The sequence below is a fragment of the Amycolatopsis sp. NPDC005003 genome, from assembly GCF_053600695.1.
Map to the genome: position 1 here is coordinate 283,897 of NZ_JBSGAI010000002.1, position 22,052 is coordinate 305,948.

At 72.7% G+C, this 22,052-nt stretch carries 20 protein-coding genes; 11 read left to right on the top strand and 9 right to left on the bottom strand.

What is annotated here, in order from left to right; genetic code table 11:
* Window positions 1-51 precede the first annotated feature (51 nt).
* The 6 genes from ACWED2_RS03670 to ACWED2_RS03695 are packed head-to-tail and all read left to right on the top strand — an operon-like array spanning window position 52 to window position 6,931.
* The gene (locus tag ACWED2_RS03670; protein ID WP_449688879.1) at window positions 52-1,140 is read left to right on the top strand and encodes a type IV pilus twitching motility protein PilT; all 1,089 of its coding nucleotides are present in this window, start codon (window positions 52-54) and stop codon (window positions 1,138-1,140) included.
* Complete coding sequence (locus ACWED2_RS03675; protein ID WP_449688880.1) at window positions 1,137-2,666, top strand: GspE/PulE family protein; 1,530 nt, start codon at window positions 1,137-1,139, stop codon at window positions 2,664-2,666. The genes ACWED2_RS03670 and ACWED2_RS03675 overlap by 4 nt, the downstream gene beginning before the upstream one ends.
* Window positions 2,663-3,868, top strand: coding sequence for a type II secretion system F family protein (locus ACWED2_RS03680; RefSeq protein WP_449688881.1), 1,206 nt, complete (start codon window positions 2,663-2,665; stop codon window positions 3,866-3,868). Before ACWED2_RS03675 ends, ACWED2_RS03680 begins: the two co-directional genes overlap by 4 nt.
* A complete protein-coding gene (locus ACWED2_RS03685; protein WP_449688882.1) occupies window positions 3,868-4,308 on the top strand; it encodes a type IV pilus modification PilV family protein in 441 nt (146 codons plus the stop codon). The genes ACWED2_RS03680 and ACWED2_RS03685 overlap by 1 nt, the downstream gene beginning before the upstream one ends.
* The gene (locus ACWED2_RS03690) at window positions 4,302-4,925 is read left to right on the top strand and encodes a prepilin-type N-terminal cleavage/methylation domain-containing protein (RefSeq protein WP_449688883.1); all 624 of its coding nucleotides are present in this window, start codon (window positions 4,302-4,304) and stop codon (window positions 4,923-4,925) included. The genes ACWED2_RS03685 and ACWED2_RS03690 overlap by 7 nt, the downstream gene beginning before the upstream one ends.
* Window positions 4,922-6,931 (top strand): hypothetical protein, encoded by a 2,010-nt coding sequence (locus ACWED2_RS03695; protein ID WP_449688884.1) that lies wholly within the window; start codon window positions 4,922-4,924, stop codon window positions 6,929-6,931. Before ACWED2_RS03690 ends, ACWED2_RS03695 begins: the two co-directional genes overlap by 4 nt.
* Before the next feature lie 4 nt (window positions 6,932-6,935).
* On the opposite strand, the gene ACWED2_RS03700 is transcribed toward ACWED2_RS03695, so the two are convergent.
* The gene (locus ACWED2_RS03700) at window positions 6,936-7,712 is read right to left on the bottom strand and encodes a prepilin peptidase (RefSeq protein WP_449688885.1); all 777 of its coding nucleotides are present in this window, start codon (window positions 7,710-7,712) and stop codon (window positions 6,936-6,938) included.
* Window positions 7,713-7,849: 137 nt separating this feature from the next.
* On the opposite strand from ACWED2_RS03700, the gene ACWED2_RS03705 reads away from it, so the two are divergent.
* Window positions 7,850-8,710, top strand: a complete 861-nt coding sequence (locus ACWED2_RS03705) for a universal stress protein (RefSeq protein ID WP_449688886.1) — start codon at window positions 7,850-7,852, stop codon at window positions 8,708-8,710.
* Window positions 8,711-8,773: 63 nt separating this feature from the next.
* Window positions 8,774-9,196: a hypothetical protein gene (locus ACWED2_RS03710; protein WP_449688887.1), complete on the top strand. Its 423-nt coding sequence runs from the start codon at window positions 8,774-8,776 to the stop codon at window positions 9,194-9,196.
* On the opposite strand, the gene ACWED2_RS03715 is transcribed toward ACWED2_RS03710, so the two are convergent.
* Window positions 9,189-9,779, bottom strand: coding sequence for a TetR/AcrR family transcriptional regulator (locus ACWED2_RS03715; protein WP_449688888.1), 591 nt, complete (start codon window positions 9,777-9,779; stop codon window positions 9,189-9,191). The genes ACWED2_RS03710 and ACWED2_RS03715 overlap by 8 nt on opposite strands.
* A 37-nt stretch (window positions 9,780-9,816) precedes the next feature.
* Here ACWED2_RS03715 and ACWED2_RS03720 point away from each other — a divergent pair, with 37 nt between their 5' ends.
* Complete coding sequence (locus ACWED2_RS03720) at window positions 9,817-10,164, top strand: cytoplasmic protein (RefSeq protein WP_449688889.1); 348 nt, start codon at window positions 9,817-9,819, stop codon at window positions 10,162-10,164.
* A 24-nt stretch (window positions 10,165-10,188) separates the two neighbouring features.
* Here the strand turns inward: ACWED2_RS03720 and ACWED2_RS03725 are convergent, their stop codons facing one another.
* A complete protein-coding gene (locus tag ACWED2_RS03725) occupies window positions 10,189-10,632 on the bottom strand; it encodes a DUF6294 family protein (protein WP_449688890.1) in 444 nt (147 codons plus the stop codon).
* Window positions 10,633-10,823: 191 nt separating this feature from the next.
* On the opposite strand from ACWED2_RS03725, the gene ACWED2_RS03730 reads away from it, so the two are divergent.
* Window positions 10,824-12,944 (top strand): BTAD domain-containing putative transcriptional regulator, encoded by a 2,121-nt coding sequence (locus tag ACWED2_RS03730; protein WP_449688891.1) that lies wholly within the window; start codon window positions 10,824-10,826, stop codon window positions 12,942-12,944.
* A 41-nt stretch (window positions 12,945-12,985) separates the two neighbouring features.
* On the opposite strand, the gene ACWED2_RS03735 is transcribed toward ACWED2_RS03730, so the two are convergent.
* Window positions 12,986-13,342 carry an STAS domain-containing protein gene (locus tag ACWED2_RS03735; protein ID WP_449688892.1) on the bottom strand — a complete coding sequence of 119 codons (357 nt, stop codon included), beginning with the start codon at window positions 13,340-13,342 and terminating at the stop codon, window positions 12,986-12,988.
* 124 nt (window positions 13,343-13,466) lie between these two features.
* On the opposite strand from ACWED2_RS03735, the gene ACWED2_RS03740 reads away from it, so the two are divergent.
* A complete protein-coding gene (locus ACWED2_RS03740) occupies window positions 13,467-14,729 on the top strand; it encodes an amidohydrolase family protein (RefSeq protein ID WP_449688893.1) in 1,263 nt (420 codons plus the stop codon).
* Here the strand turns inward: ACWED2_RS03740 and ACWED2_RS03745 are convergent.
* The 5 genes from ACWED2_RS03745 to ACWED2_RS03765 form a co-directional block, all read right to left on the bottom strand.
* Window positions 14,709-17,588 (bottom strand): beta-galactosidase, encoded by a 2,880-nt coding sequence (locus ACWED2_RS03745; RefSeq protein WP_449688894.1) that lies wholly within the window; start codon window positions 17,586-17,588, stop codon window positions 14,709-14,711. The genes ACWED2_RS03740 and ACWED2_RS03745 overlap by 21 nt on opposite strands.
* Before the next feature lie 44 nt (window positions 17,589-17,632).
* Complete coding sequence (locus ACWED2_RS03750) at window positions 17,633-18,619, bottom strand: arabinan endo-1,5-alpha-L-arabinosidase (protein WP_449688895.1); 987 nt, start codon at window positions 18,617-18,619, stop codon at window positions 17,633-17,635.
* Between the two features lie 135 nt (window positions 18,620-18,754).
* Entirely contained in the window at window positions 18,755-19,777 is a 1,023-nt protein-coding gene (locus ACWED2_RS03755) for a pectinesterase family protein (RefSeq protein ID WP_449688896.1), read from the bottom strand.
* Between the two features lie 7 nt (window positions 19,778-19,784).
* Window positions 19,785-20,555 (bottom strand): pectate lyase, encoded by a 771-nt coding sequence (locus ACWED2_RS03760; protein ID WP_449688999.1) that lies wholly within the window; start codon window positions 20,553-20,555, stop codon window positions 19,785-19,787.
* A 210-nt stretch (window positions 20,556-20,765) separates the two neighbouring features.
* Entirely contained in the window at window positions 20,766-22,052 is a 1,287-nt protein-coding gene (locus ACWED2_RS03765) for a pectate lyase family protein (protein WP_449688897.1), read from the bottom strand.

Sequence of the window (22,052 nt, forward strand, 5' to 3'; positions counted from 1 at the left end):
TGGGGGTGGGCCGACCCACCCCCACGGACCACCTCGCCCCGGAGGAAAACCATGCCCACCCAGATCGGCAGCCGCGTCGACGGCCTGCTCGAGGCGCTGTGGCAGGCGCGTGGCACCGACCTGCTGCTCACCGCCGGACTGCCGCCCCAGCTGCGCGTGCACGGTGACCTCTCCGCGGTCCCCGGCCACCCCGTCCTCACCGGTGAGGACACCCGCGCCCTGCTCGCCGAGCTCCTCACCGACGACCAGGCCCTCGCCTGGCGCACCGCCCGCGAATTCGACTTCTCCTTCGGCTGGCGCGACGAAGCCCGCGTCCGCGGGAACGCCTTCACCCAGCGCGGCGAGACCGTCGTCGCGCTGCGGATGATCCCGCGCCGGATCCCCGGCATGGCCGACCTCGGCCTGCCGCCCGTCCTGGCCGACTTCGCCCGCCGCCACCAGGGCCTCGTGCTCGTCACCGGGCCGACCGGCTCCGGGAAGTCGACGACGCTCGCCGCCGTCATCGACCGGATCAACAGCGAACGCGCCTGCCACATCCTCACCGTCGAGGACCCGATCGAGTACGTCCACGAACACCGGCGGTCCGCGGTCAACCAGCGCGAGGTCGGCACCGACACCGAGTCCTTCCCCGCGGCGCTGCGCAGCGCGCTCCGGGAGGACCCCGACGTGCTGCTGGTCGGCGAAATGCGCGACCTCGAGTCGATCCGCTTCGCCCTCACCATCGCCGAGACCGGGCACCTCGTCTTCGCCACCCTGCACACGAACGACACCGCGCAGTCCCTCGCGCGGATGATCGACGTCTTCCCGGCCGGGCAGCAGGAACAGGTGCGGGTGCAGCTCGCCGCCGCGCTCACCGGGATCGTCTACCAGCGGCTGCTCCCCCGCGTCGGCGGCGGGCTCGTCGCCGCCTTCGAGGTCCTGGTGGCCAACACCGCCGTCCGGAACCTCATCAAGGAGGGCAAGCCGCACCAGCTGCGCAACGCGCTGGTGACCGGACGCCGCGAGGGCATGGTGACCCTGGAACAGTCGCTGTCCCAGCTCGTCGCCGCCGGACTGGTCACCCCCGCCGACGCCGCCGCGCGCAGCCTGCACCCCCAGGACATCGACCCGCGGCCGCGGCCCCGGAGCGTGCCGGCATGAGACTCCGCACCCAGCCCCGCACCGTCGACCTCCGCACGGTGACGCCGGACCGCGCCGCGGCCGACCTGCTCGGCGAGGCGAAGGCCCGCGAGCTCTGCGCGATCCCGTTGACCGTCCGCGAGGACACCGTGCTGGTCGCGGTGGCCGACGCCGCCACCGCCCCGGCGCTGCAGCAGGCGCTCGGCCGCCCGGTGACCGTCGCCGTCGCCGAACGCGCGGACATCCTGGCCACCATCGGCCGCACCTACCGCGCGCTCACCGGCGTCGACCAGCAGGTCAAGGCGTTCGAGGCCCGCGACGCCGTCCGGCGCGACGCGGCCCGCGCCGAAGCGCCGGCCACCGCGAACGACGACGCGCCGGTGGTGCACGTCGTCGCCCTGATGATCAAGCAGGCGCTGCGCGACCGCGCCTCCGACATCCACGTCGAGCCGCAGGCCGAGCGGATCCGCGTCCGCTACCGCATCGACGGCGTGCTGCACGACGTCCTCGACCTGCCCGGCTCGATGGGGCCGGCGGTGACCAGCCGGATCAAGATCCTCGCCGGGATGAACATCGTCGAGCGCCGGCGGCCACAGGACGGCCAGATCAGCATGGACGTCGAAGACCGGCCGGTGGACATCCGGGTGGCGAGCACGCCGGTCGTCGGCGGCGAGAAGGTCGTGCTGCGGCTGCTCGACAAGAGCCGCCCGCTGTTCCGGCTGCGCCAGCTCGGCATGCCGGAGGAGATGGCCGCGCGGTACACGAACGTGCTGCAGTCGCCCTACGGCATGGTGATCTGCGCCGGGCCGACCGGCAGCGGCAAGACCACGACGCTCTACGGCTCGCTGGGCGAGCTGGACAGCAGCGAACGCAACATCATGACCATCGAGGACCCGGTCGAGTACACCATGTCCTCGATCAACCAGATCCAGATCAACGAGCAGACCGGCGTCACCTTCGCCGACGGCCTCAAGTCGATCCTGCGGCAGGACCCGGACGTCATCCTCGTCGGCGAGGTCCGGGACGTCGACACCGCGCGCATCGCCGTGCAGTCCGCGCTCACCGGGCACTTCGTGCTGTCGTCGCTGCACGCCACCGACGCCGCTTCGGCGCTGCACCGGCTGCTGGACATGGGGATCGAGAACTTCCTCGTGGCGTCCTCGGTCACCGCCGTGCTCGCCCAGCGGCTCGTGCGGCGGATCTGCCTGCGCTGCCGCGAGTACTACGCGCCGTCCGCCGAGGAACTGTCCTTCATGGACTCCCTCGGCGCGGACGAGCCGGCGGGCGGGTTCGTCCGCGGCGCCGGCTGCAACTTCTGCGCGCAGACCGGGTTCCTGGACCGCACCGGCGTCTACGAGCTGATGCCGGTCAGCGAAGGGATCCGCACGCTGGTGCTGGACAGCGCGCCGCACCGCGAGGTGCACGAACTGGCCCGCAAGGACGGCATGCGGACGCTGCAGGACGAGGCGCTGCGCCTGGTCGCCGAGGGCGTCACCACCCCGGCCGAGGTGCTGCGGTCGATCTACCTCACCGGAGGGGCGCGATGAACCGGTACGCCTACGTCGCCACCGGCCCGAACGGGCAGCGCACCCGCGGGGTGCAGAAGGCCGCCGACGCGGATTCCGCCGTGCTCGCGCTCTACGAGCGCGAACTGCGCGACATCGAGGTCACCGAGAAGAAGAGCGTGCTGAGCCTGGAGCTGACCGCACCCCGGGTCAAGCGTGAGGTCGTCATGCACCTCTCGCGCCAGCTCGGCGCGTTCGTCCGGGCCGGGCTGCCGCTGATCGACGCCGTCCGGATCCTGGGCGAGGAGGCCGCGAACTCGTCGGTGGCCCGGATGCTGCGGGACGTCGAACAGGGCCTGCGCGGCGGCGACCGGCTTTCCGACTGCGTCGACCGGCACCCGAAGATCTTCCCGGAGTTCTACCGCGAGATCCTGCGCTCGGCGGAGCTCACCGGGCAGCTCGACAAGGTCCTCGACCAGCTGGCCGGCTACCTCGAACGCGACCTCGAAGCGCGGCGCAAGATCAAGGCCGCGCTGATCTACCCGGCGATGATCGCGCTGATGTCGGTCGTCACCGTCGTCGTGCTCGCCACCTTCGTGCTGCCGCGGTTCAAGAGCTTCTTCGCCAGTCTCAACGCGAAGCTGCCGCTGCCGACCCGGATGCTGCTGGCCGTCACCGACTTCCTGGGCCAGTGGTGGTGGGCGCTGCTGGCCGGGCTGCTGGCCTCGATCGCGCTGTACCTCCTCGCCGTGCGCACCCCCGGCGGCCGGTACGCCCGCGACCGCGCACTGCTCGGCGTCCCGGCGATCGGCCCGACCGTGCGGCACGCGCTGGTCGAGCGGTTCTGCCGGATCCTCTCGTCGATGGTGAGCGCCGGGGTGCCGCTCCCGGAAGCCCTGCGGGTGGCGACCGACTCGCTGCGCAACCGCGTCTTCATGCGCGCACTCGCCCGGGTCGGGCAGGCGGTGCTCAACGGCGAGGGCCTGGCCCGCCCGCTGACCGGCTCCGGCCTGTTCCCGGTGACCGCCGCGCAGATGATCCGCGTCGGCGAGGACACCGGCACCCTCGACACCCAGCTCGAAGTCACCGCCCAGTACTACGAGAGCGAGCTGGACTACCGGCTGAAGAAGCTCACCGCGCTGTTCGAACCCGCCGTGATCGTCGTGATGGGGCTGGTCGTCGGGTTCGTCGCGGTCGCGCTCGTCTCGGCGATGTACGGCATCTTCGGGCAGGTGCACGTCTGATGGAGACCGACGACCGGGGCGAGAGCCTCCTCGAACTGCTGGTCGCGGTCGCGATCCTCGGCGTCGCGGTGCTGGCGATCGTCGGGGGGATCGGCGTGAGCGTGTTGATGTCCGATATCCACCGCAAGCAGGCGACGGCCGGCGCCGGCGTGCGCGACTTCGGCGAGGCGGTGGAGAACCAGGTGATGGCGGGCGGCTACTTCGCGTGTGCGGCGCCCGCCAAGTACGCCGCGCCGGCCGGGTTCACCGTGCCGTCCGGGTTCACGAGCTCGGTGACGTCGGTGAAGTACTGGACCGGCTCGGCGTGGTCGGCGACCTGCGGCACCGACAGCGGGCTGCAGCAGGTGACCCTCCAGGTCACCAGCGGCGACGGCCGGGCGAGCGAACGCCTGGAAGTCGTGGTGCGCAAGCGGTGCGGGCTCGGGGAGGCGCTGTGCTGACCCGCCGGTCCGACGCCGGGTTCACGCTCATCGAGCTGCTGATCGTCGTCGTCATCCTCGGGGTGGTCGTCGCGCCGATCGCCAACGCGGTGATCGTCTCGATCCGCAACACCGATGCCACGTCCGCCCGGCTGGCGGTGTCGCACGACGCCCAGCAGAGCGCCGCGTTCTTCGCCCAGGACGTCGCCGCGGTCGGCCTGCGCGACTACTCGGGAGCGGTGGCGAACGGCCAGGTCCCGTACTCGCCGTCGGTCCAGCTCGGCGCCGCGTACGACAGCGAAGGCCAGGTGTGCGGCACCGCCACCACGCCGGTTTCGGTGCTGCGGCTGCTGTCCGACGACTGGGACACCAGCACGCCGGCGGCGACCCGGCGCACCGCGATCGTCGCCTACTACCTGACCGGGACCGAGCTGCACCGGCTGCGCTGCCTGGATTCCGCGCCGGTGTCCGACTCGGTCGTCGCGCACAACGTCGACCCCGCCACGCCCGCGATCACGTGTTCCAGCGCGTGCACCGACAAGGCCGTGCCGCTGTGGGTGAAGTTCACCTTCACCGCCGTCGCGCGCAACGCCGACCCCTACCCCATCACCCTGTTCGGGCAACGGAGGCAGACATGAACCGCCGGTGGAAGGACGACGCCGGGGCCGCGCTGCCGCTGGTGCTGATCCTGGTCACGGTGATCGCGGTGGTGCTCGGCGCGGTGCTGTCGTTCGCCGACACCAGCGTCCGCACCACGGTGAACCTGCGCGACCAGGCCGCGTCCGCCTACACGGCCGACGGCGCGCTGCAGGCGGGGATCAACGCGATCCGCAACGGCACGTTCACCGGCGCGGCCGGTGAACACTGCTTCGGCGCGTCCGACACGCTGACCCTGCCGAACTTCGGCGGCACCGGCTCGGCCGCCGTGTCGTGCACCGCCGATCCGGCGAAGGTGCAGATCCAGTGCCCGTCCCTGAGCGTGTGCAACCGGCCGGGCAACGCGATCCTCACCCTCGGCACCGGCGGCGAGGACGGGCTCAACATCCAGCAGCCGACCGGCTCGTCGTTCAAGGTGCACGGCATCGTGTACTCGAACTCGAACATCCGCGTGGTCAACGGCGCGCTCGACACGAACACCGCGGTGTACGCCCGCGGCGCCTGCGCGGGCACGATCCGGAGCACCCCGGCGGCGTCGTGCGGCTACGGCGGGTCGAGCCTCGGCGCGGACCCCGGCTACGCGCCGGCGCTCACGTCCGTTCCGCCGCGCCGGGCGCTGCCGCCGTGCACCAAGGCCGGCTCGCTGGTCACCTTCCAGCCCGGGTTCTACGACGACGCGGCCGGGCTGTCGGCGATGATGTCCAGCAGCAGCAAGTGCAAGGACAGCACGTTCTGGTTCACCCCCGGGACGTACTACTTCGACTTCCGCAACAGCGCCGCGGTCCGGCCGCCGTCGCTGCCCGGTGGCGAGGACGTGTGGACGGTCGACAACGGCTACCTGGTCGCGGGCACGCCGGTGGACGGCAGCGGGCGGGTCATCGCGAAGCCGCCGGTCCCGGCGCAGATCCCGGGGGCGTGCGACAACCCGATCGACGACGCGAAGGCCCTCGGCGTCCAGTTCGTGTTCGGCGGCGACAGCCGGCTGGCGGTGAAGGCGGGCCAGGTGGAGATCTGCGGGACCTACAGCGCGGAACGGCCGCCGGTCGCCGTCTACGGGCTGACGTCCGGCGCGGACGCACCGGTGACGACGACGCTCGCGCCCGCTTCGGTGACGGGCGACTTCACCGGCGGGACCACCGCCTCTCTGTCCAAAGTGGATAGCTCGGGGGCGACGTGGGTCTCGCCCGGCAAGAGCGGCGGCAGCGCGACCCTGACCGCCACCGGCTTCTCCCCCGCCACGGCCCCGCCCGCCGGGACGATCCTGACCTCGGCGAAGGTGCGGGTGGTGCACCGCAACGACCAGGGCGCGAGCAAGGACGACCGCACGGCCCAGTTCACCCCGGCGGGCGGTTCGCCGATCTCGCTGAGCCTGACCAACCCCAATGACGGCTCGACCGTCACCGACGTCACCGACGTCACCGGCCAGCTGGCCCAGGCCGTGTACGACGGCACCTTCGCCGGCGGCCAGCTGAGCTACGGCGTGAACGTCAAGCACGAAGGCACCGAGCTGGTGGATGCGCTCCAGCTGGAGCTCGGCTACACCCCGCCCGCCCTGCGCGCGGAAAGCGGGTGCACCCAGCTGCTGTACACCAGCAGCGCCGCGTGCGCTCTGGTGACCGCGGTGAACAACTCCGGCAACCGGTTCTACGTGCAGGGGACGACGTACGCGCCGAAGGCCGTCCTGGACGTCACGCTGAACAACGCGACCGAGCCGATCTTCCGGTTCGGCGTGATCGCGCGGTCGTTGTGGGTGAAGGAAACCGGGAGCGTGACGTTCACCGGGGCGGTCATCGAGGTGCCGGACGACTCCCCCGGCTTCGTCTTCGGCGTCTACCTGTCCGCGTATGTGTGCCCGGGCTCGTCCACCTGTGCCCCGGGTGGCACCCCGGTGGCACGGGCGCGGGTGGCCTACGTGGACGGTGATCCGACGAACCCGGTGCCGGGGGCGCGGCAGGTGTCGGTGCTGAGCTGGTCGGGGAACCGCTGACCGCTCAGGCCAGGCCGGTCAGCCGCTGGTAGGCGTCGCCGAGCGGGCCGGCCGCGAAGACCGCCACCAGGGCGGCGGCGATCATGAACGGCCCGAACGGCAGGGCGGTCTTGCGGCCGCCCTTGCCGGTGGCCAGCACCACGACGCCGGCGACCGCGCCGAGCAGGAACCCGCCGAACGCGCCGATCAGCAGGGCCGGCCAGGACAGGTAGGCGAGGATCCCGCCGAGGATGCCCGCGAGCTTGACGTCACCGAAGCCCATTCCCGCCGGGTACGCCAGCGCGAGGAGGAGGTAGAAGGCGAACAGGGCGGCACCGCCGATGCCGGCGCGGGCGAGCGACCACCAGTCGCCGCGCCACCAGGCCGACGCCGTCAGCAGGACGACCAGGACCGGGTACGACGGGAGCACGATCGCGTCCGGGAGGCGGCGGCAGTCGAGGTCGATCAGGGCCAGTGCGATCCCGATCGCGCCGAAGTACAGGAACGCGGGCAGGTCCGGCGGGTCGAGCCGCAGGGCCAGCAGCGCGAACAGCACCGCGGTGCCCAGCTCGACCAGCGGGTAGCGGACGCTGATCCGGGCACCGCAGCCCGCGCACCGGCCGCGCAGGACGAGCCAGCCGAAGACGGGGACGTTGTGCCGGGCCTTGATGGTCTGCCCGCAGCCCGGGCAGCGCGACGGCGGCCGGACGACCGACTCGCCCCGCGGCACCCGGTGGATCACGACGTTGAGGAACGACCCGACGAGCAGGCCGAGCACCGCCGCCGCCACGACCACCGCCATCGGGCTCCTTCCGACCACCCGCAGATCTTGCCGGACCCGGATCCCGCCCGCGACCGGACGACACGCGTACCCCGGAGGGTCGGCGGGTCGGCCCGGTGGGGTCCCGGGAGGGGGTGGGCGGGCCTACAGTCTTGGGGATGACCGCCGCCGGATCGAAGATCGTCGCCGGGGTGGACGGGTCGGCCGAGTCGCTCGACGCCGTCCGCTGGGCCGCGCGGACCGCCCGGCTGCGGGCGGCGCCGCTGGAGGTCGTGCACGCCCTCGACGTTCCGGCCCTGCTCACCGGAGGGGTCGTGCCGCCGCCCGAAGAGATGATCGACGCCCTGCGGGCCCGGGGACGGCGTGCGCTGCGGACCGCGCGGGAGCTCGCCGAGGCGCAGGGCGTTCCCGGTGCGGCCACCCGGCTCGATCCCGACCGGGCCGCGCAGGCACTGGTCGACGCGTCCCGGACCGCCGCGTTGCTCGTCGTCGGGTCGGCCGGGCACGGCAGGCTCACCAGCCTGCTCGCCGGGTCGGTCGCCGCGGCCGTCGGCACGCACGCGCACTGCGACACCGTCGTCGTCCGCGGGGACAGCTGGGACGAGCCCGGCGCCACCGCGCGACCGGTCGTCACCGGCGTCGACGGCAGCGAAGCCGGGGCCCGGGTGCTGGCGACCGCGCTCGCCGAAGCCCGTGCCCGCCGCGCGCCGCTGGTCGTGCTGCACGCGTGGGCGGACAGCCCGCCGCCGCACCGGGACCCGCGGTGCGTCACCGACGCGGGCCGCCGGCTGCTCGGCGAGCGGGTGCTGGCCCACGACACCGGCGACGTCGAGGTCGAGCAGGTCGTCGTGCGCGCGCACCCGCGGAAGGAGCTCGTCGAGCGCAGCGGCGCGGCTCAGCTGGTCGTCCTCGGCGACCGCGGCCGCGGCGGGTTCCCCGGCCTGCTGCTCGGCTCGACCGGGCAGGCCCTGCTGCACCACGCCGCCTGCCCCGTCCACCTGGTCCGCACCATCGCGTAAAGGGGAAGCGGAACGGAAGCGGTACCGGGCAGGATGACCGGTGATGCGAGTGGGAGGAAGAAGATGAAGACTGCGGTACAGGCCGGGCTCGTGGCGCTGGGGGCGCTGGCGGCCGGCGCGACGCTGCTGGTGGCCCCGGCACAGGCGACGACGATCATCCAGCGGACGGCCGTCTGCCGCGCGGGCGACTACGGCGGCACGTTCACCCTCCGGTACGAGAACGCCGGCTTCGACTACCGCATCACCGGCGGGTACACCACGTCGGGGCCGTACATCGGCGACGTCGCCGGCAAGGTCTCCTTGCGGATCTCGTACCGCGCCGGAACGACGACGCGCACGGTGTACTCGCAGTCGTTGCCGACGACCGGGAACACCACCTTCTCGATGCCGACCACCACCACCGTGCCGGTCACGTCGGCGGGCACGGCGGCGGCGACGTTCGACAACGGGACGGTGTCCTGCACCGCGACGGTGCCGATCAGCTAGCCGCCGGGTCGAGGGCCGCGCGCAGGATCGCGCGGCCCGACCCGGCCAGGACCTCGGCCGCCTGTGGGCGGTCGAGGCCGCCGATGTCGGTCAGCCAGACCAGCGCCTCGATGCCGGTGGCCGACCGGATGGCCACGGCCAAGGCGTGGGTGTCGTGCGTGTCCGCGAGCGGGGCCAGTGCCTCCTCGATCCAGCGGATCGCCCGGCCGCGCCGCAGCCCCGGCTGCGGGGCGCCGGGCTCCAGGGACAGCCTCAGCTGCGCACGCAGCTGAGGCTCCCAGCGCAGCGTGAACCCGATGAACGCCGCCAGCACCAGGTCGAGGCGGGCGGCCGGGTCGGCGGGCGCGTCCGGGGGCAGCAGGCCCGCGTCGCCGGAGATCTCCGGGTACGCCGCCAGCAGCAGGGCGCGCTGGTTCGGGAAGTACCGGTAGGCCGTGGTGCGGGAAATCCCGGCCGCTTCGGCGGCGTCCTCGACCGTCGGCGAGCCGCCGTTCGCGAGCAGTTCGTGGGCCGCCGCGACCAGTGCCGCGCGCGTCCGGCCCTTCTGCCGGCTCCGGCCCGTGGACTCATACGGGACTTCCATGCCATCATGGTACTCACGTCCCACGAAGGAGGCGGGCATGACCGGTGACCCGGCCGAAACGAATCCCGAGCTGTACCGGGTGGTTTTCGAGAACGAGCGGGTGCGCGTCCTGGAGTACCAGGACACGCCGGGCGACCGGACCGCGCCGCACCGGCACCCCGACACGGTGATGGTCACGCTGAGCGCGTTCCGCCGCCGGGTCTCCGCCGGCGGCCGCGAGGTCGGCGTGGAGCTGCCCGCCGGCGCGGTGCGCTGGGTCGCGGCCCAGGAGCACGCGGGCGAGAACGTCGGCGGCACGCCGACGCACGCGATGTTCGTGGAGCTGAAGGAACCCCGCCCCGGCGGGGCGGTCGCGGGCACCGCCCTGGGCCCCGGCGCACCGTGACCCAGGGCGGTTCTCACCCCGGTGTCAGCAGCTCGAGTGCTGAATGGTCTTGAAGATGTTGACCGCGCTGAAGAGCGACGCGTCGAAGGTGAAGTGCTTGCTCCACGGGTAGCGCGGCGGCGGGTTGCCGTCGTCCATCACGGGGCTGTCGAACGTGCCCGCGTGGAACAGCTGCGTCCCGGCCGTGGTCTTGAAGTCGAAGCTGGAGTGCCAGACGTCGCCGGAGTGCGTCTGGTAGGTCAGCGTGGTCGCGCTCCAGTCGCCTGTGCCGTCCGACCGGATGATGATGGTGCCGTTGTCCTGCTGGCAGTCGCCGACGTGCAGCTGGCCCCATGTAGCACTTTTCACCTCGAGCACGGCCGCCCCCTGCGCCGGCGCGGCGGTCGCCGCCGGGGCGCCCGCCAGCACCGCCGCTCCCGTCGCCGCGAGGGCGAAAACCGGTGCCAGACCCCGAATCATGCGTTTCATGGACTTCCTCCCGAAGAACCGGTGGCCGCGGACCTCTCCCGTCCGCGCCAGCCGACCCTCGCAGCGCCCGTCGACAATCCATCGACAGTTCGTCGACGGAGGTTTACTCCGGCGTCGGACGTATCCGGAGCCGTCCGGCCCGCTCTTGTACGCGGGAGCGCGCGGGTTACCCGCGTCGCGGAGGGGCTGGTATGGGTGGGGTGGACCTCGGGGTGCTGGGACCGTTCGAAGTGCGGCTGGACGGCGAGCCGCGCGACGTCGGGGGGCCGCGCCTGCGGACCATGCTGGCGGTGCTGACGGCGGAGGCGGGCCGGGTGGTCAGCGTGGCCGCGCTGGGCCGGGCGCTGTGGGGCGAGGAGGCGCCGGGGCACGCCGACCGCACGGTGCGCACGTACCTCTCGCGGCTGCGCGGCACGCTCGGGCCGGGGGTGATCCTGACCCGCCCGCCGGGGTACCTGCTGAACTTGGCGCCGGAGGCCGTCGACGCCGCGCGGTTCGAACGGCTCGCCGCCGAAGGACGCCGGGTACTGGCCGCCGGGGAACCCGCCGCGGCCCGGAAGCACCTGGCCGGCGCCTTGGCGCTGTGGCGCGGCCACGCGGCCTACGAGGAGTTCGGTGACGTGGAAACCCTGGCCGCGGAAGGGGTCCGGCTCGACCGGCTGCGCCACAACGCCGTCCAGGACCGGATCGATGCCGACCTCGCGACCGGCGAGGACACCGGGCTGATCGCCGAGCTGGAGGCGCTGACCGCCGCGTTCCCCGGCCACGAACGGCTGTGGGCGCAGCTGATGACGGCGCTCTACCGCGCCGGGCGGCAGAGCGACGCGCTGGAAGCGTTCCGCCGGGCCAGGCACGGGCTGATCACCGCGTCCGGGGTGGAGCCGTCACCGCTGCTGGCGCAGGTGCACCGCCGGGTGCTCGCCCACCACCCGGCCCTGCTCGCCACTCCGGCCACCGCCGTGGTGGCCGGGGCGGACGACGCCCTCGCCGCCGGCGAGCACGCGCTGCTCGAGGACGGCGATCTCCGGACCAGCCGGGAGCACTTCGAAACCGCCTACGTCCGGGCCGAGAAGACCGGGGACGCCACCGCTCTCGCCCGCGCGGCCCTCGGCCTGGGCGGGGTGTGGGTGCACGAGCACCGGACGGCCGTCGCGGCGGCGTCGCTGCTGACGCGGCTGAGGTACGCGCTGGAGCGGGTCGACCCCGGCTCGACGCTGGGCCACCGCCTCCGGGCCCGGCTCGCGGCGGAGCTGGACTACGAGGCCGGCACGCACGACCGGGTGCTCGCGGCGGTCGAGCGGACGCGGGCGGCGGGCGACCCGGTGGCGCACGCGGAGGCGCTGAGCCTGGCCCACCACTGCCTGCTCGGCCCCGGCCACACCCGGCTGCGGCAGGCCATCGCGACCGAGCTGGTCGGGGTGAGCGGCCGGTCGGGACGGCGCACCGACCTGGTGATGGGCGTGCTGTGGGACACCGTCGACCGGTTCCTGGCCGGCGATCCGCACGCCGAGCGGCGGCTCGGCGAACTCGACGACCTGCTGGCCGAGCGCAAGCACCTGGCGGCCGGGTTCGTGGCCGACGCGCTCAAGGTCATGCTGGCCATCCGCGCCGGCCGGTTCCGCGAGGCCGAAGCGGGGGCGCAGGCCTGCGCCGAGGTCGGCCAGGCCGCGGGCGACTTCGACGCGCTCGGCTGGTACGGCGCGCAGCTGGTGGCGATCCGGTGGTTCCAGGGCCGGCTCGGGGAGCTCGTGCCGGTACTGGACGGGCTGATGCACTCACCGACCCTCAGCCCGATCGACAACTCCTACTACGCGGCGCTCGCGGTGGCGGCGGCGTCGGCAGGCGACCGCCGCACGGCCGCGGGGGCGCTGGCCCGGCTGTGCGGTGAAGACCTGGGGGCGCTGCCGCGGTCGAGCACCTGGCTGACTTCGCTGTCCGGCGCCGCGGAAACGACCTACCTGCTGGGCGACGCCGCCGCGGCGGCGCGGGTCCACGAGCTGCTGGCCCCGTTCGCGCAGCTGCCCGCGATGGCGAGCTTGGGCATCGCGTGCTTCGGCTCGGTCCACCACCCGCTCGGCACGACGGCCCTGACCGCCGGTGACCCGGACCGGGCGGTGACGCACCTGGGGGCCGCCGTCCGGCACAACCTGGCCCTGGCGCACTGGCCCGCGGTGGTGTTCTCGCGACGCCGCCACGCCGAGGCCCTGCGCCGCCGCGGCGGGCCCGGCGATGCCGCGGCCGCGGACCGCGAACTGGCCGCGGCCGACGAAGAGGCGCGGACCTTCAGCCCGCCGCCGGTCACCGGGCGATGACCGCCTGCGCGGGGCGAAGAACCCCTTCGATGCACCGCCCCCTACTGGGCGATGAGCTCCTGGCGGCCCTCGATCCGGAACAGCGGGGCGACCGCGGCGAGGTCCAGCGCGCGCCGCACCACGCCGGAGGGCTTCACCACCAGGTCGATCCCCGCCTCCGCGCAGCGGGACCGCAGGCGGCCCAGCGAGGCCACGCCCGTCACGCCGCAGAAGCCCACCCCGACCAGGTCGACCACCAGCCGCCGGGGTGCGGCCGCGATCGCGCGGTCGAGTTCGGCGTCCAGGCGCGGCTGCGTCACCATGTCGAGCTCGCCCGTCACCGTCACCCGCAGCGTTCCCGGGCGGGGCTCGGCGGTCGTCGCGGTCAGCAACAGGGCGGACGGGTCGAGGGCGCTCATCGAGAGGTCCTTCCACGAGGTCGGCAACGAGTGATCACCCTCTACCCCGCCTCGGTGGACGGGAAACCCCTTCCCATCACCGGCCGCGGCTGAAAAGCTCGGAAACCGACCGTGAGGAGCGACGATGCCCGGACTCCTGCTGCGCGACGGACGGCCCTGGGGAACCGGCGGCCCGGCCGATCTCCTGGTCCGGGACGGCGTCCTCGCCGAGGTCGGGCCCGGCATCGAGGCCGGGGACGCCGAGGTGGTCGAGCTCGGCGGCCGGCTCGTCCTGCCCGGTCTCGTCGAAGCCCACTGCCACCTCGACAAGACGCTTTACGGCGGGCCGTGGCGGCCGCACTCGGCCGGGCCCGCGCTGGCCGACCGGATCGCCGACGAACGGCTCCGCCGGGCCGAACTCGGGCTGCCCGACCCGGCCCGCGTCAGCGCGCTGCTCGAGACCATGGCCGCCGCGGGCACTACCCACGTCCGGACGCACACCGATGTCTACGCCGGCTTTCCGGGGGTCCGGGTGGCGAAGCCCCCGGCCCGGGGCGCAGCCCCGGATGTCACAGCGGGCACCGGGCTGCACGGGGTCGAGGTGGTCCGCGACGCCGCCGCGCGGCTGGCCGGGCGGATCACCGTCGAGCAGGTCGCCTTCCCGCAGAGCGGCATCCTCACCAGCCCCGGCACCGCCGAGCTGCTGGAGGAGGCGATCAAGCTCGGGGTGCACGCGGTCGGCGGCATCGACCCGGCCGGCCTGGACCGCGATCCGGTCCGCCACCTCGACGTCGTCTTCGGCCTCGCGCAGCGCCACGGCGTGCGGATCGACCTGCACCTGCACGACCCCGGCTCGCTCGGGGTGTTCGAGCTGGAGCTGATCATCGAGCGGACCCGGGCGACCGGCCTCGCCGGGCGGGTGACGGTCAGCCACGCCTACGCGCTCGGCCAGGCCGACGCCGCGACGCAGGACCGGCTCGCCGCCGGGCTGGCGGAGGCGGGCATCACGATCACCACGGCCGCCGTCTTCGACTTCCCGGTGCCGCCGGTGAAGAAGCTGCGCGCGGCCGGGGTCAACGTGGCCTGCGGGCACGACGACATCCGCGACCTGTGGAGCCCGTACGGCAGCGGCGACCTCCTCGACCGGGCGATGCACCTGGCCTACCGCAGCACCTTCCGTCGCGACGAGGACATCGAGCTCGCCCTCGAAGCCGTCACCTACGGTGGGGCGAAAGCCCTCGGCCTGAGCGGCTACGGCCTCAGCGTGGGCGCGCCCGCGGACCTCGTGGTCCTCGACGCCGAGACCCCGGCCCACGCCGTGGTGACGCACCCGCCGCGCGACCTCGTCGTCAAGGCCGGCCACATCGTCCACCGGACCAAGGCCCTCTCACCGCCGCCACCCCGGTGAGGACACCGGCCGGACCGGCACTCCGCCGCGGGCCGTGCCCAGGTCGGTGAGCGTGACCCGCTCCAGGCCGTTGCCCGGGCCGCCGTCGCTGGTCACCGCCAGGGCCAGGGTGTTGCGGCCGTGCGGGTCGAGGATCCCGGTCGGCAGCACGAACGTGTGCTGCGGGCCGACGTCCCCGACGTACTGGCCGACGTTCCAGCCGTTGAGGAACACCAGCACCCGGTACCGCCCGCCGGAGCGGGGCTCGGCCGGGTCGCCGATCGTCAGGCCCACCGAGGTGTCCTGGTCGCGCGGGATCCGCAGCGAGAACGTCGTGCGGTACCACGTCGTCCCCGGGTCGGCGGACGGCGCGGGGACGACCGCCGGTGCCCACGCGCGGTCCGGGAAGCCGGGCAGGTGCCGGCCGGCGCGTTCGCCGGCCAGGCCACCGCTGTTCAGCGGGCCGCGCACCGGGTCCGCCGTGCCGCCCTGGAGCTTCCACGCCACCCCGGCCAGGGACGAGGAGATCAGCCCCCGGCCTTCCTTGTGGGCGTCGTTGACGCCGCCGTCCTCGTTGTGACCGTTGTTGCGGACCATCACCGACAGCACGTGCGGGCCGTCGCCGCGCAGGCCTTCGGGCACGGTGAAGGCCGCGGTGCCCGTCGTCGGCGGGGCGGCCAGCGCGGACGGCAGGACGTGCTGGCCGAGGTATTGCCCGTCCAGCCACGCCTGGAGCATGCCCGCGCCCCCGCCGCCGTAGCGGAGGCTGATCTGCTCCCCCGGCGTCCCGGTGAACCGGCCTCGGTACCAGACGTCGCCGACGCCGAAGCCGTAGTCGTCCGCGGTGAGCACCGGCTGCCCGGCCGGCGGCGGGGTGGTGCTGTTCGTCGTGGTCCGGTCCGCCGAGGGCCACCCCGAGTCGTCGTAGCCCGGTTCGGCTTCCGGAGAGCCGGGTGCCGAGCGCCAGCCGGTGAGCTCGGGCAGCCGCGGGTCGGCCGGTCCGGGCAGTGGCCGCAGCGCCAGGAGGCTGCCCGACGCCGTGGGCCGCACCGGCACCGGGGCGCCGTTCCACCACAGCAGCGGACCGCGGGCACCCCACACCTCGAGGTCTCGCGGTGCTTTCGTGTCGCCGGTCAGCGCGATTCCCGCCCGGGCGGTCCGCACCAGGTCCGGTCCGCGCACGAGCAGGCCGCCGACCGGCCAGAACGTGTCCGCGGTGGCGTCGTCGGCGAGCAGCAGCGTGACGGCCGGGCGGCCGCCGCCGCTGATCCGGACCCGGGCGAGCCCGTCGTGGCGGTAGTCCAGCTTGAGATCGTTGCCGGCCCAGGTCGTCGTGACGTCGCCGGCGAGGACGTCCACGCGCGGCTGCGTCGCGTACCGCAGCACGGTCTCGCCGTCCTCCCCCGGCCGGCCGTGCAGCAGCACGGTGCCGGCGGCCTGGGCCATCAGCTCCGACGTCGAGTACACCAGGTGCTGGCCCGCGACGTCGAAGTTCGCGACCAGGAACTTGGCGTCCTGTCCCGCCAGCCGCAGCGGCACGGTGTATTCACCGTCCGATGTGGACACCGGGAACGTGAAGAGGTCGTCCGTCGTCGCGTTCGACGGCGAGTGCACCGGCAGGTAGAAGTGCACGCCGGTGTCCGGGTTGACGTTGTGGTAGACCTTCACCGCGGCCGACGACGGCGTCACCGGCGCCCCACGGTCCATCTTGGCCAGATCCGGGACGGTGGCCAGGAAAGACCCGATCTCCTTCATCGTCAGCGCCTTCGGCCGCAGCTGACGGCCTTCGTCGATCGCCGAGCCGTAGTCGTAGGAGCTGTAGACCACCGGCGCCGGCAGCCCGCCCCACGACGTGCCGCCGAAGGTCATGTAGAAGTTCTGGATGGTCAGGCCGTTCGCCAGGTTCGTGCCGTAGAAGACGCGCTCGTAGCCCGGCCCCTGCCGCACCGCGGTGCACGGGTAGGTGCCGTTGCTGCCCCAGTAGTCGAACCAGCCGCCGCCGAACTCGGCGACGAACCCCGGCGTGTTCGGGGACGCGCTCGCGCCGCCCTTCGCCCCGCCCGGGCCGTAGGTGCCCCAGTCCGGGGCGGCGTTCGGGTTGCCCGGCGTCGCGTCGGTCCGGCAGGTGCCGCCGGGGTAGCCGTCGAACGCGTAGAGGTCGACCTTGCCCTCGACGGTCCCGGGCACGCCGGAGCCCGGTGGCACCCAGATGCCGTTGCGGCCCTTGTCGTTGTGGAAGACCGGGACGGTGATCCCGTCGGCCTTCACCTTGTCGTAGAGGTGGGCGATGTAGTTCTTCTGCGCGGTCCCGGTGGCGGCGAGCTCGTTCTCGATCTGGTAGAGGATCACCGGGCCGCGGCCGTCGGTGTACTGGTGGCGGGCGATGATCCGATCGATCGCGGTCAGCCACTCCTCGGCCGCGGCGAGGTAGTCCGGCGCGTCGCTGCGGGCCTTCCCGGCCTGGGTGCTCAGCCAGGCCGGGAAGCCGCCACCGGTGACCTCGGCGTTGATGTACGGCCCCGGCCGGGCGATGACGTACAGCCCCGCCTCGGCGGCCAGGTCGAGCACCCGGTCCATGTCGCGGACGCCGGTGAAGTCGTACACCCCGGGCGCGGGCGAATGGTAGTTCCAGTCGAAGTAGATCGAGACCGCGGTGTAGCCGGTCGCCTTCAGCTTCTGCAGCACGTCCCGCCACAGGTCCGGGCTCGGCAGCCGGAACGGGTGGAACTCCCCGGACCAGACGACCTGGCGGCGGCCGTCCAGCATCAGCGAGTACTTGTCGAACGTGACCTGGTGCCGGACCGGAACGGCCGCCGCCGGCGCCGCACACAGCCCGGTTGTCACGAGCAGAGCGAGCAGGAACGACAGGAACCGCTGCATGGTGTCACCTTCTCGACGGGCGCCGTATAGGTCGTTATACGAGATCAGTACACGTAGGGCCAGCCGGCGCTGTCGTAGCCGATGAGGTTGATGCCGAGCTTGCCCGTCAGCGGCGTCGCGTCGGAGTAGTAATAGTGGTACACGAGCACGTCGGCGTCGGAGTCGTGGACCACGGCCACGTGGCCGGGGCCGCGGACCGCGTCGTGGCTCGCCAGGATCTGGGTTCCGCCACCGGCGGTCATCAGGACGCCGTTGCGATCGGTGTACGGGCCGGTGATCGAGGTCGAGCGGCCGACCATCACGCGGTACGTGCTCTTCGTGCCCTGGCAGCACAGATCCCAGGAGACGAACAGGTAGTAGTAGCTGCCGTGCTGGATGATGAACGGCGCTTCCTCGGCCGACGTGCTGCCCGTGCGCTGGGCGATGCCGCGCAGTGCGGTGTCGGACGTGCTGCGCTTGCCGGTGGCCGGGTCGAGCCGGATCATCTTGATCCCGGTCCACCACGAGCCGAAGCTCAGCCACCAGCGGCCGGAGGAATCGACGAACAGGTTCGGGTCGATCGCGTTGTAGTCGTTGCTCGTGCTGGTCTGGATCACGATGCCCTGGTTGGTCCAGCTGCCCGGCAGGCCGGTCTTGCTGGTGGCGAGGAAGATCGCCGAGTTGCGGGAGCCGAGCGAGGAAGCGGCGTAGTACAGGTAGTACTTGCCGTTGTGGAACGAGATGTCCGGCGCCCAGAGGTACCCCGGTTTGGCGGGGTCGGTGAAGGGCGCGGTCCACGGCGCGCCGTTCGGCCAGACCGAGCCGATCTTCGTGAAGTGGATGCGGTCGGTCGAGCGGCGGATCTGCAGGTACTGGTCGGTGGAGTAGAGCAGGTAGCTGCCGTCGGCCGCCCGGATCATCGCCGGGTCGTGCACGGCCTCGATGTCCCCGGTGACGTAACCGGGGTTCGGGTAGGTCGCGGCTTGCGCGGCGGGCGCGCTCAGCAGGGCGGCGGCGACGGCGACAAGGGCCGGGAGGCGGCGCAGGCTCATGGGTGTCCTCGGGGTCGGCGCTGATCCAGGACGCTGTTAACGCTAACAACAGCTGACGGCAGCAATGGTCGGCGGCGGCGGTCCGGCGCGTCAAGGGCCGGACGGAGGGTCTCCCCGCACCGGCCCCCGGCGACGTCAGTGCACGGGGTTCCACCCGTCGCCGCCCGCGAGGTACTTCTGGGCGGTGTAGTTCCCGGCCTGCGCGGCGGGCAGCTGGGGCCGGTCGGCTCCGGTCCCCGCACCCGGGCCGGTGTTGCGGTACTCGGTGAACCGCGCGTCCTTCCACGAGAAGCCCGACATGTCGGTCCAGGGCGCCGGCTTGATCGCCGCCGGCAGGGACGTCTCGCGGATCAGGACCTGGGCGATGGCGTCGACGTCCCCACCCGGGTGCCACGGGCGGCCCAGGTAGAAGCTCGCGTCGGCGGCCGAGCTGACCACCTTGCTGCCGACGATCAGGAAGCCGTACGGGTTCGACCGCCGGGTGCTCGCCGCGGTCAGGTAACCATTGTTGGCGCTCGATCCACGGTCGAGCGCGGTGATCGTCGACCGGTCGAACACCGCGGTGGCGCGGCCGAAGATGAAGTCGACGTCGCCGCTGATGGCGCAGTTGCGGTAGTACTGGCGGCCGACCGTGCCGACGGCCGCGGTGTCGGCGTACAGGGTGTCCTGGTGGCCGAGGAAGGTGACGTTGTCGAACACCATCCGGTCGCCGGTGGTCTTGACCGCGACCGCCTGGGTGTCCTTGATCTCCGGGTGGGCGGCGCGGTCGAAGGAGTTGCGGAAGGTGAGCGCGGTGGCGGTGAAGCCGTTCGCGGCGATCGTCGCGGTGGCGCTGCCCGAGGTGCCGTACGTCGAGCCGTCGGGCTTCTTGGTGCCACTGGCGTTGTCGAAGTCGACGACGACGTCGGCGGCTCTCCCGGTGGTGCCGCGCAGGGTGATCCCGGTCTTGCCCGACGGCACCGAGACGACTTCGCGGTAGGCCCCGGGTTTGACCGAAATCGTGCCACCGGCCGAAACCGCGTTGATCCCGGCCTGCACGGTGGTGTAGTTCCCGGATCCGTCCTTGGCCACGACGACGTTCGCCGCCGCCGCGCCGGCCGCCGGTGCGGCGAGCGACGCCCCGGCGAGCACCGACGCGACGAGCAGGGTCTTGAACATGACGCCCCTATTTGTAGGTGATGTTGGCGGCGGTGTAGAGGCAGTTCGTCGAGTCCGGGCCGGTGCCGGTCTTCGTCGGCTCGCCGCTGGTGACGCCCTGGTACTTCTGGCAGGGCTCGATCTTGCGGCTCGAGTCGCCGACGATGGTGATCCTCGTCAGCTTGGCGGTGTCGCCGTAGTTGGTGTTGATGCCGACCAGCGCCTTTCCGGGCACGGTGGCGGTGACGTTGTCCACGACGACGTTGCGCTTGTACTGCGTCTTGCAGTTGCCGCAGGAGCGGTACAGCTTGCCGAAGTCGTTGACCTGGAAATTGCGGATGTACATCGTGCCGGGGCCGTTGTGCTGGAACACCTTGTCCGAGGCCTTGCGGGCGCCGCCGCCGTCGATGGTCATCGTCTGGGAGGCAGCGGTGCCCTTGAAGGTGGCGGCGTCTTCGCCGACGTCCTCCCACCAGACGTTGAGCAGCGTGCAGGTGCCGAGGCAGTGCACGCCGTCGGCGGCGGGGCTGCCCAGGACGACGTTCTTCAAGGTGGTGCCGTTGGCCAGCTGGAAGAGCGGGCTCTGGCCCTCGTCCTGGCCGCCGGAACCAAGGTCGCCGGTGCCGTAGAACCGCTTGAGCCCGCCGTCGTAGGTGCCGCTGGTCACCTTGATCGTCGCGCCCACCGGCACGCTGCTGCTCGGGGTCGGCCACGACGCGGCCGACGCGGTGGCGCCGGTGCCGGCGGCGGCCGAAACGGCGAGCGCGGCGACCGCCACTACCCGGGTGATCCGGGGCATCACTGGGGGAACCATTCGTCACTCCCTGGTCTCGTGCGTTCAATCGGCGCTGATGGAAAACGTCCGACCGGGTTGTGAAAGCGCTTTCTCGTACCGAAGTTTCGGGTTGTGGCCTCGTGGTGTCAATGTCGTTCGCCGCAGCGCCGGACATGTCGCCCGGATGGTCGCCATCGGCAGCGGTTTTCAGAAAACACCGAAACTGTCGGAGCTTCAGCGACCGGGGCCGGCCCCGGCGAGCACCAGCGCCGGCACGGCCCACGCAGGGTCGAGGCGTTCGACGAGGGCGGGCTTCCAGCCGACGTCCGCCCCGAGATCGGGGTCGTTGGCCGCGTTGTATTCGGCCAGCAGGTCGGCCGCACGCGGCCGCTGGTTGCCCTGGGCCACCAGCGTCCCGGTCGCGTGCAACACGGTTCCCTTCCAGTAGTGCACCAGCTGCCCCAGCGGCAGACCGGCGGGGATCCGGAAGAAGTTGTTCTCCGCGTAGATCCGCGACTCGACGCCGACGCCGAGCGAATACGTGTAGGCGGCCGGATCCTTGACCACGTACAGGTTGTCGTAGACGTGCACCTGGCCGTACCGGACCCGCGGCGCGCGCTGGCCGATCTCGGAGAACAGGTTGTGGTGCAGGGTGACCCGCAGCTTGCCGACGTCGTAGGTGGGCTTGTCGGTGTTGCCGATCAGCATGGTCTTGTCGTGGTCGTGCAGCCGGTTGTAGGACACCGTGACCAGGTCCGAGCCGTTCACGATGTCGAGGAGCCCGTCGTGGACCTCGTACTTGCGGCCGAAGTACGTCGGTTGCTCGTCGTTCCCGCCGTCGCTGAACTCGTTGTGGTCCACCCAGACGTGCGTGGCGCCGACCAGGTCGAGGTTGTCGTATTCGGAGTTCCAGTTGCCGTCGGCGGTGTCGAGCGGGTCCCACTGCGGGAAGCAGTCGTGGGCGTCGGAGAAGTTCAGGTTCCGCACGATCACGTTGTCCCCGGTGACGCGCAGGGTCAGCCCGTGCAGTGCGGCGTGCCCGCCGAGGCCGACGATCGTCGTGTTCGGGCCGACGTCGAGGACGACCTGCCGCGCCTGGTTGGCCTGCGAACGCTCCCGGGCTTCTTCCAGCGGCCCGGACGGCGGCACTCTCCCCCACGTCGCCGGGTCGTACGCGGCCAGGTACGCCGGGAGGCTGTAGGCCGGATCGGCGAAACTTTCACAGCTCGCGGGCCGGTCGGCGGCGTCCACATTGCCCTCGACGGTGCCGCGGACGTAGACGATCTTCGGGGTGCCGGGGCGGGCCGCCAGCGCGGCCGCCAGCTCCGAGCGCTTGGTCACCGTGAAGACGTCTCCGGGAGCGGCGGCCGCGCCTCCGGTGGTTCCGGTGGTCGCCGCGGCCCAGCCGTCGCGTGCGCCGAGGACGACCCGGCCGGGGTCGCGGCCGTGGGCTTGGGCGGGTGCCGCGGTGAGCGTCAGTCCGAGCAGGGCGAGGGTCCCCGCGAAAGCCTTCCAGCGCAT

Excerpts from the sequence above, each read along its gene's own strand:
- ACWED2_RS03670 (WP_449688879.1), top strand. The coding sequence starts at position 52 with ATGCCCACCCAGATCGGCAGCCGCGTCGACGGCCTGCTCGAGGCGCTG.
- ACWED2_RS03675 (WP_449688880.1), top strand. The coding sequence starts at position 1,137 with ATGAGACTCCGCACCCAGCCCCGCACCGTCGACCTCCGCACGGTGACG.
- ACWED2_RS03680 (WP_449688881.1), top strand. The coding sequence starts at position 2,663 with ATGAACCGGTACGCCTACGTCGCCACCGGCCCGAACGGGCAGCGCACC.
- ACWED2_RS03685 (WP_449688882.1), top strand. The coding sequence starts at position 3,868 with ATGGAGACCGACGACCGGGGCGAGAGCCTCCTCGAACTGCTGGTCGCG.
- ACWED2_RS03695 (WP_449688884.1), top strand. The coding sequence starts at position 4,922 with ATGAACCGCCGGTGGAAGGACGACGCCGGGGCCGCGCTGCCGCTGGTG.
- ACWED2_RS03700 (WP_449688885.1), bottom strand. The coding sequence starts at position 7,712 with ATGGCGGTGGTCGTGGCGGCGGCGGTGCTCGGCCTGCTCGTCGGGTCG.
- ACWED2_RS03705 (WP_449688886.1), top strand. The coding sequence starts at position 7,850 with ATGACCGCCGCCGGATCGAAGATCGTCGCCGGGGTGGACGGGTCGGCC.
- ACWED2_RS03710 (WP_449688887.1), top strand. The coding sequence starts at position 8,774 with ATGAAGACTGCGGTACAGGCCGGGCTCGTGGCGCTGGGGGCGCTGGCG.
- ACWED2_RS03715 (WP_449688888.1), bottom strand. The coding sequence starts at position 9,779 with ATGGAAGTCCCGTATGAGTCCACGGGCCGGAGCCGGCAGAAGGGCCGG.
- ACWED2_RS03720 (WP_449688889.1), top strand. The coding sequence starts at position 9,817 with ATGACCGGTGACCCGGCCGAAACGAATCCCGAGCTGTACCGGGTGGTT.
- ACWED2_RS03725 (WP_449688890.1), bottom strand. The coding sequence starts at position 10,632 with ATGAAACGCATGATTCGGGGTCTGGCACCGGTTTTCGCCCTCGCGGCG.
- ACWED2_RS03730 (WP_449688891.1), top strand. The coding sequence starts at position 10,824 with ATGGGTGGGGTGGACCTCGGGGTGCTGGGACCGTTCGAAGTGCGGCTG.
- ACWED2_RS03735 (WP_449688892.1), bottom strand. The coding sequence starts at position 13,342 with ATGAGCGCCCTCGACCCGTCCGCCCTGTTGCTGACCGCGACGACCGCC.
- ACWED2_RS03740 (WP_449688893.1), top strand. The coding sequence starts at position 13,467 with ATGCCCGGACTCCTGCTGCGCGACGGACGGCCCTGGGGAACCGGCGGC.
- ACWED2_RS03745 (WP_449688894.1), bottom strand. The coding sequence starts at position 17,588 with ATGCAGCGGTTCCTGTCGTTCCTGCTCGCTCTGCTCGTGACAACCGGG.
- ACWED2_RS03750 (WP_449688895.1), bottom strand. The coding sequence starts at position 18,619 with ATGAGCCTGCGCCGCCTCCCGGCCCTTGTCGCCGTCGCCGCCGCCCTG.
- ACWED2_RS03755 (WP_449688896.1), bottom strand. The coding sequence starts at position 19,777 with ATGTTCAAGACCCTGCTCGTCGCGTCGGTGCTCGCCGGGGCGTCGCTC.
- ACWED2_RS03760 (WP_449688999.1), bottom strand. The coding sequence starts at position 20,555 with ATGCCCCGGATCACCCGGGTAGTGGCGGTCGCCGCGCTCGCCGTTTCG.
- ACWED2_RS03765 (WP_449688897.1), bottom strand. The coding sequence starts at position 22,052 with ATGCGCTGGAAGGCTTTCGCGGGGACCCTCGCCCTGCTCGGACTGACG.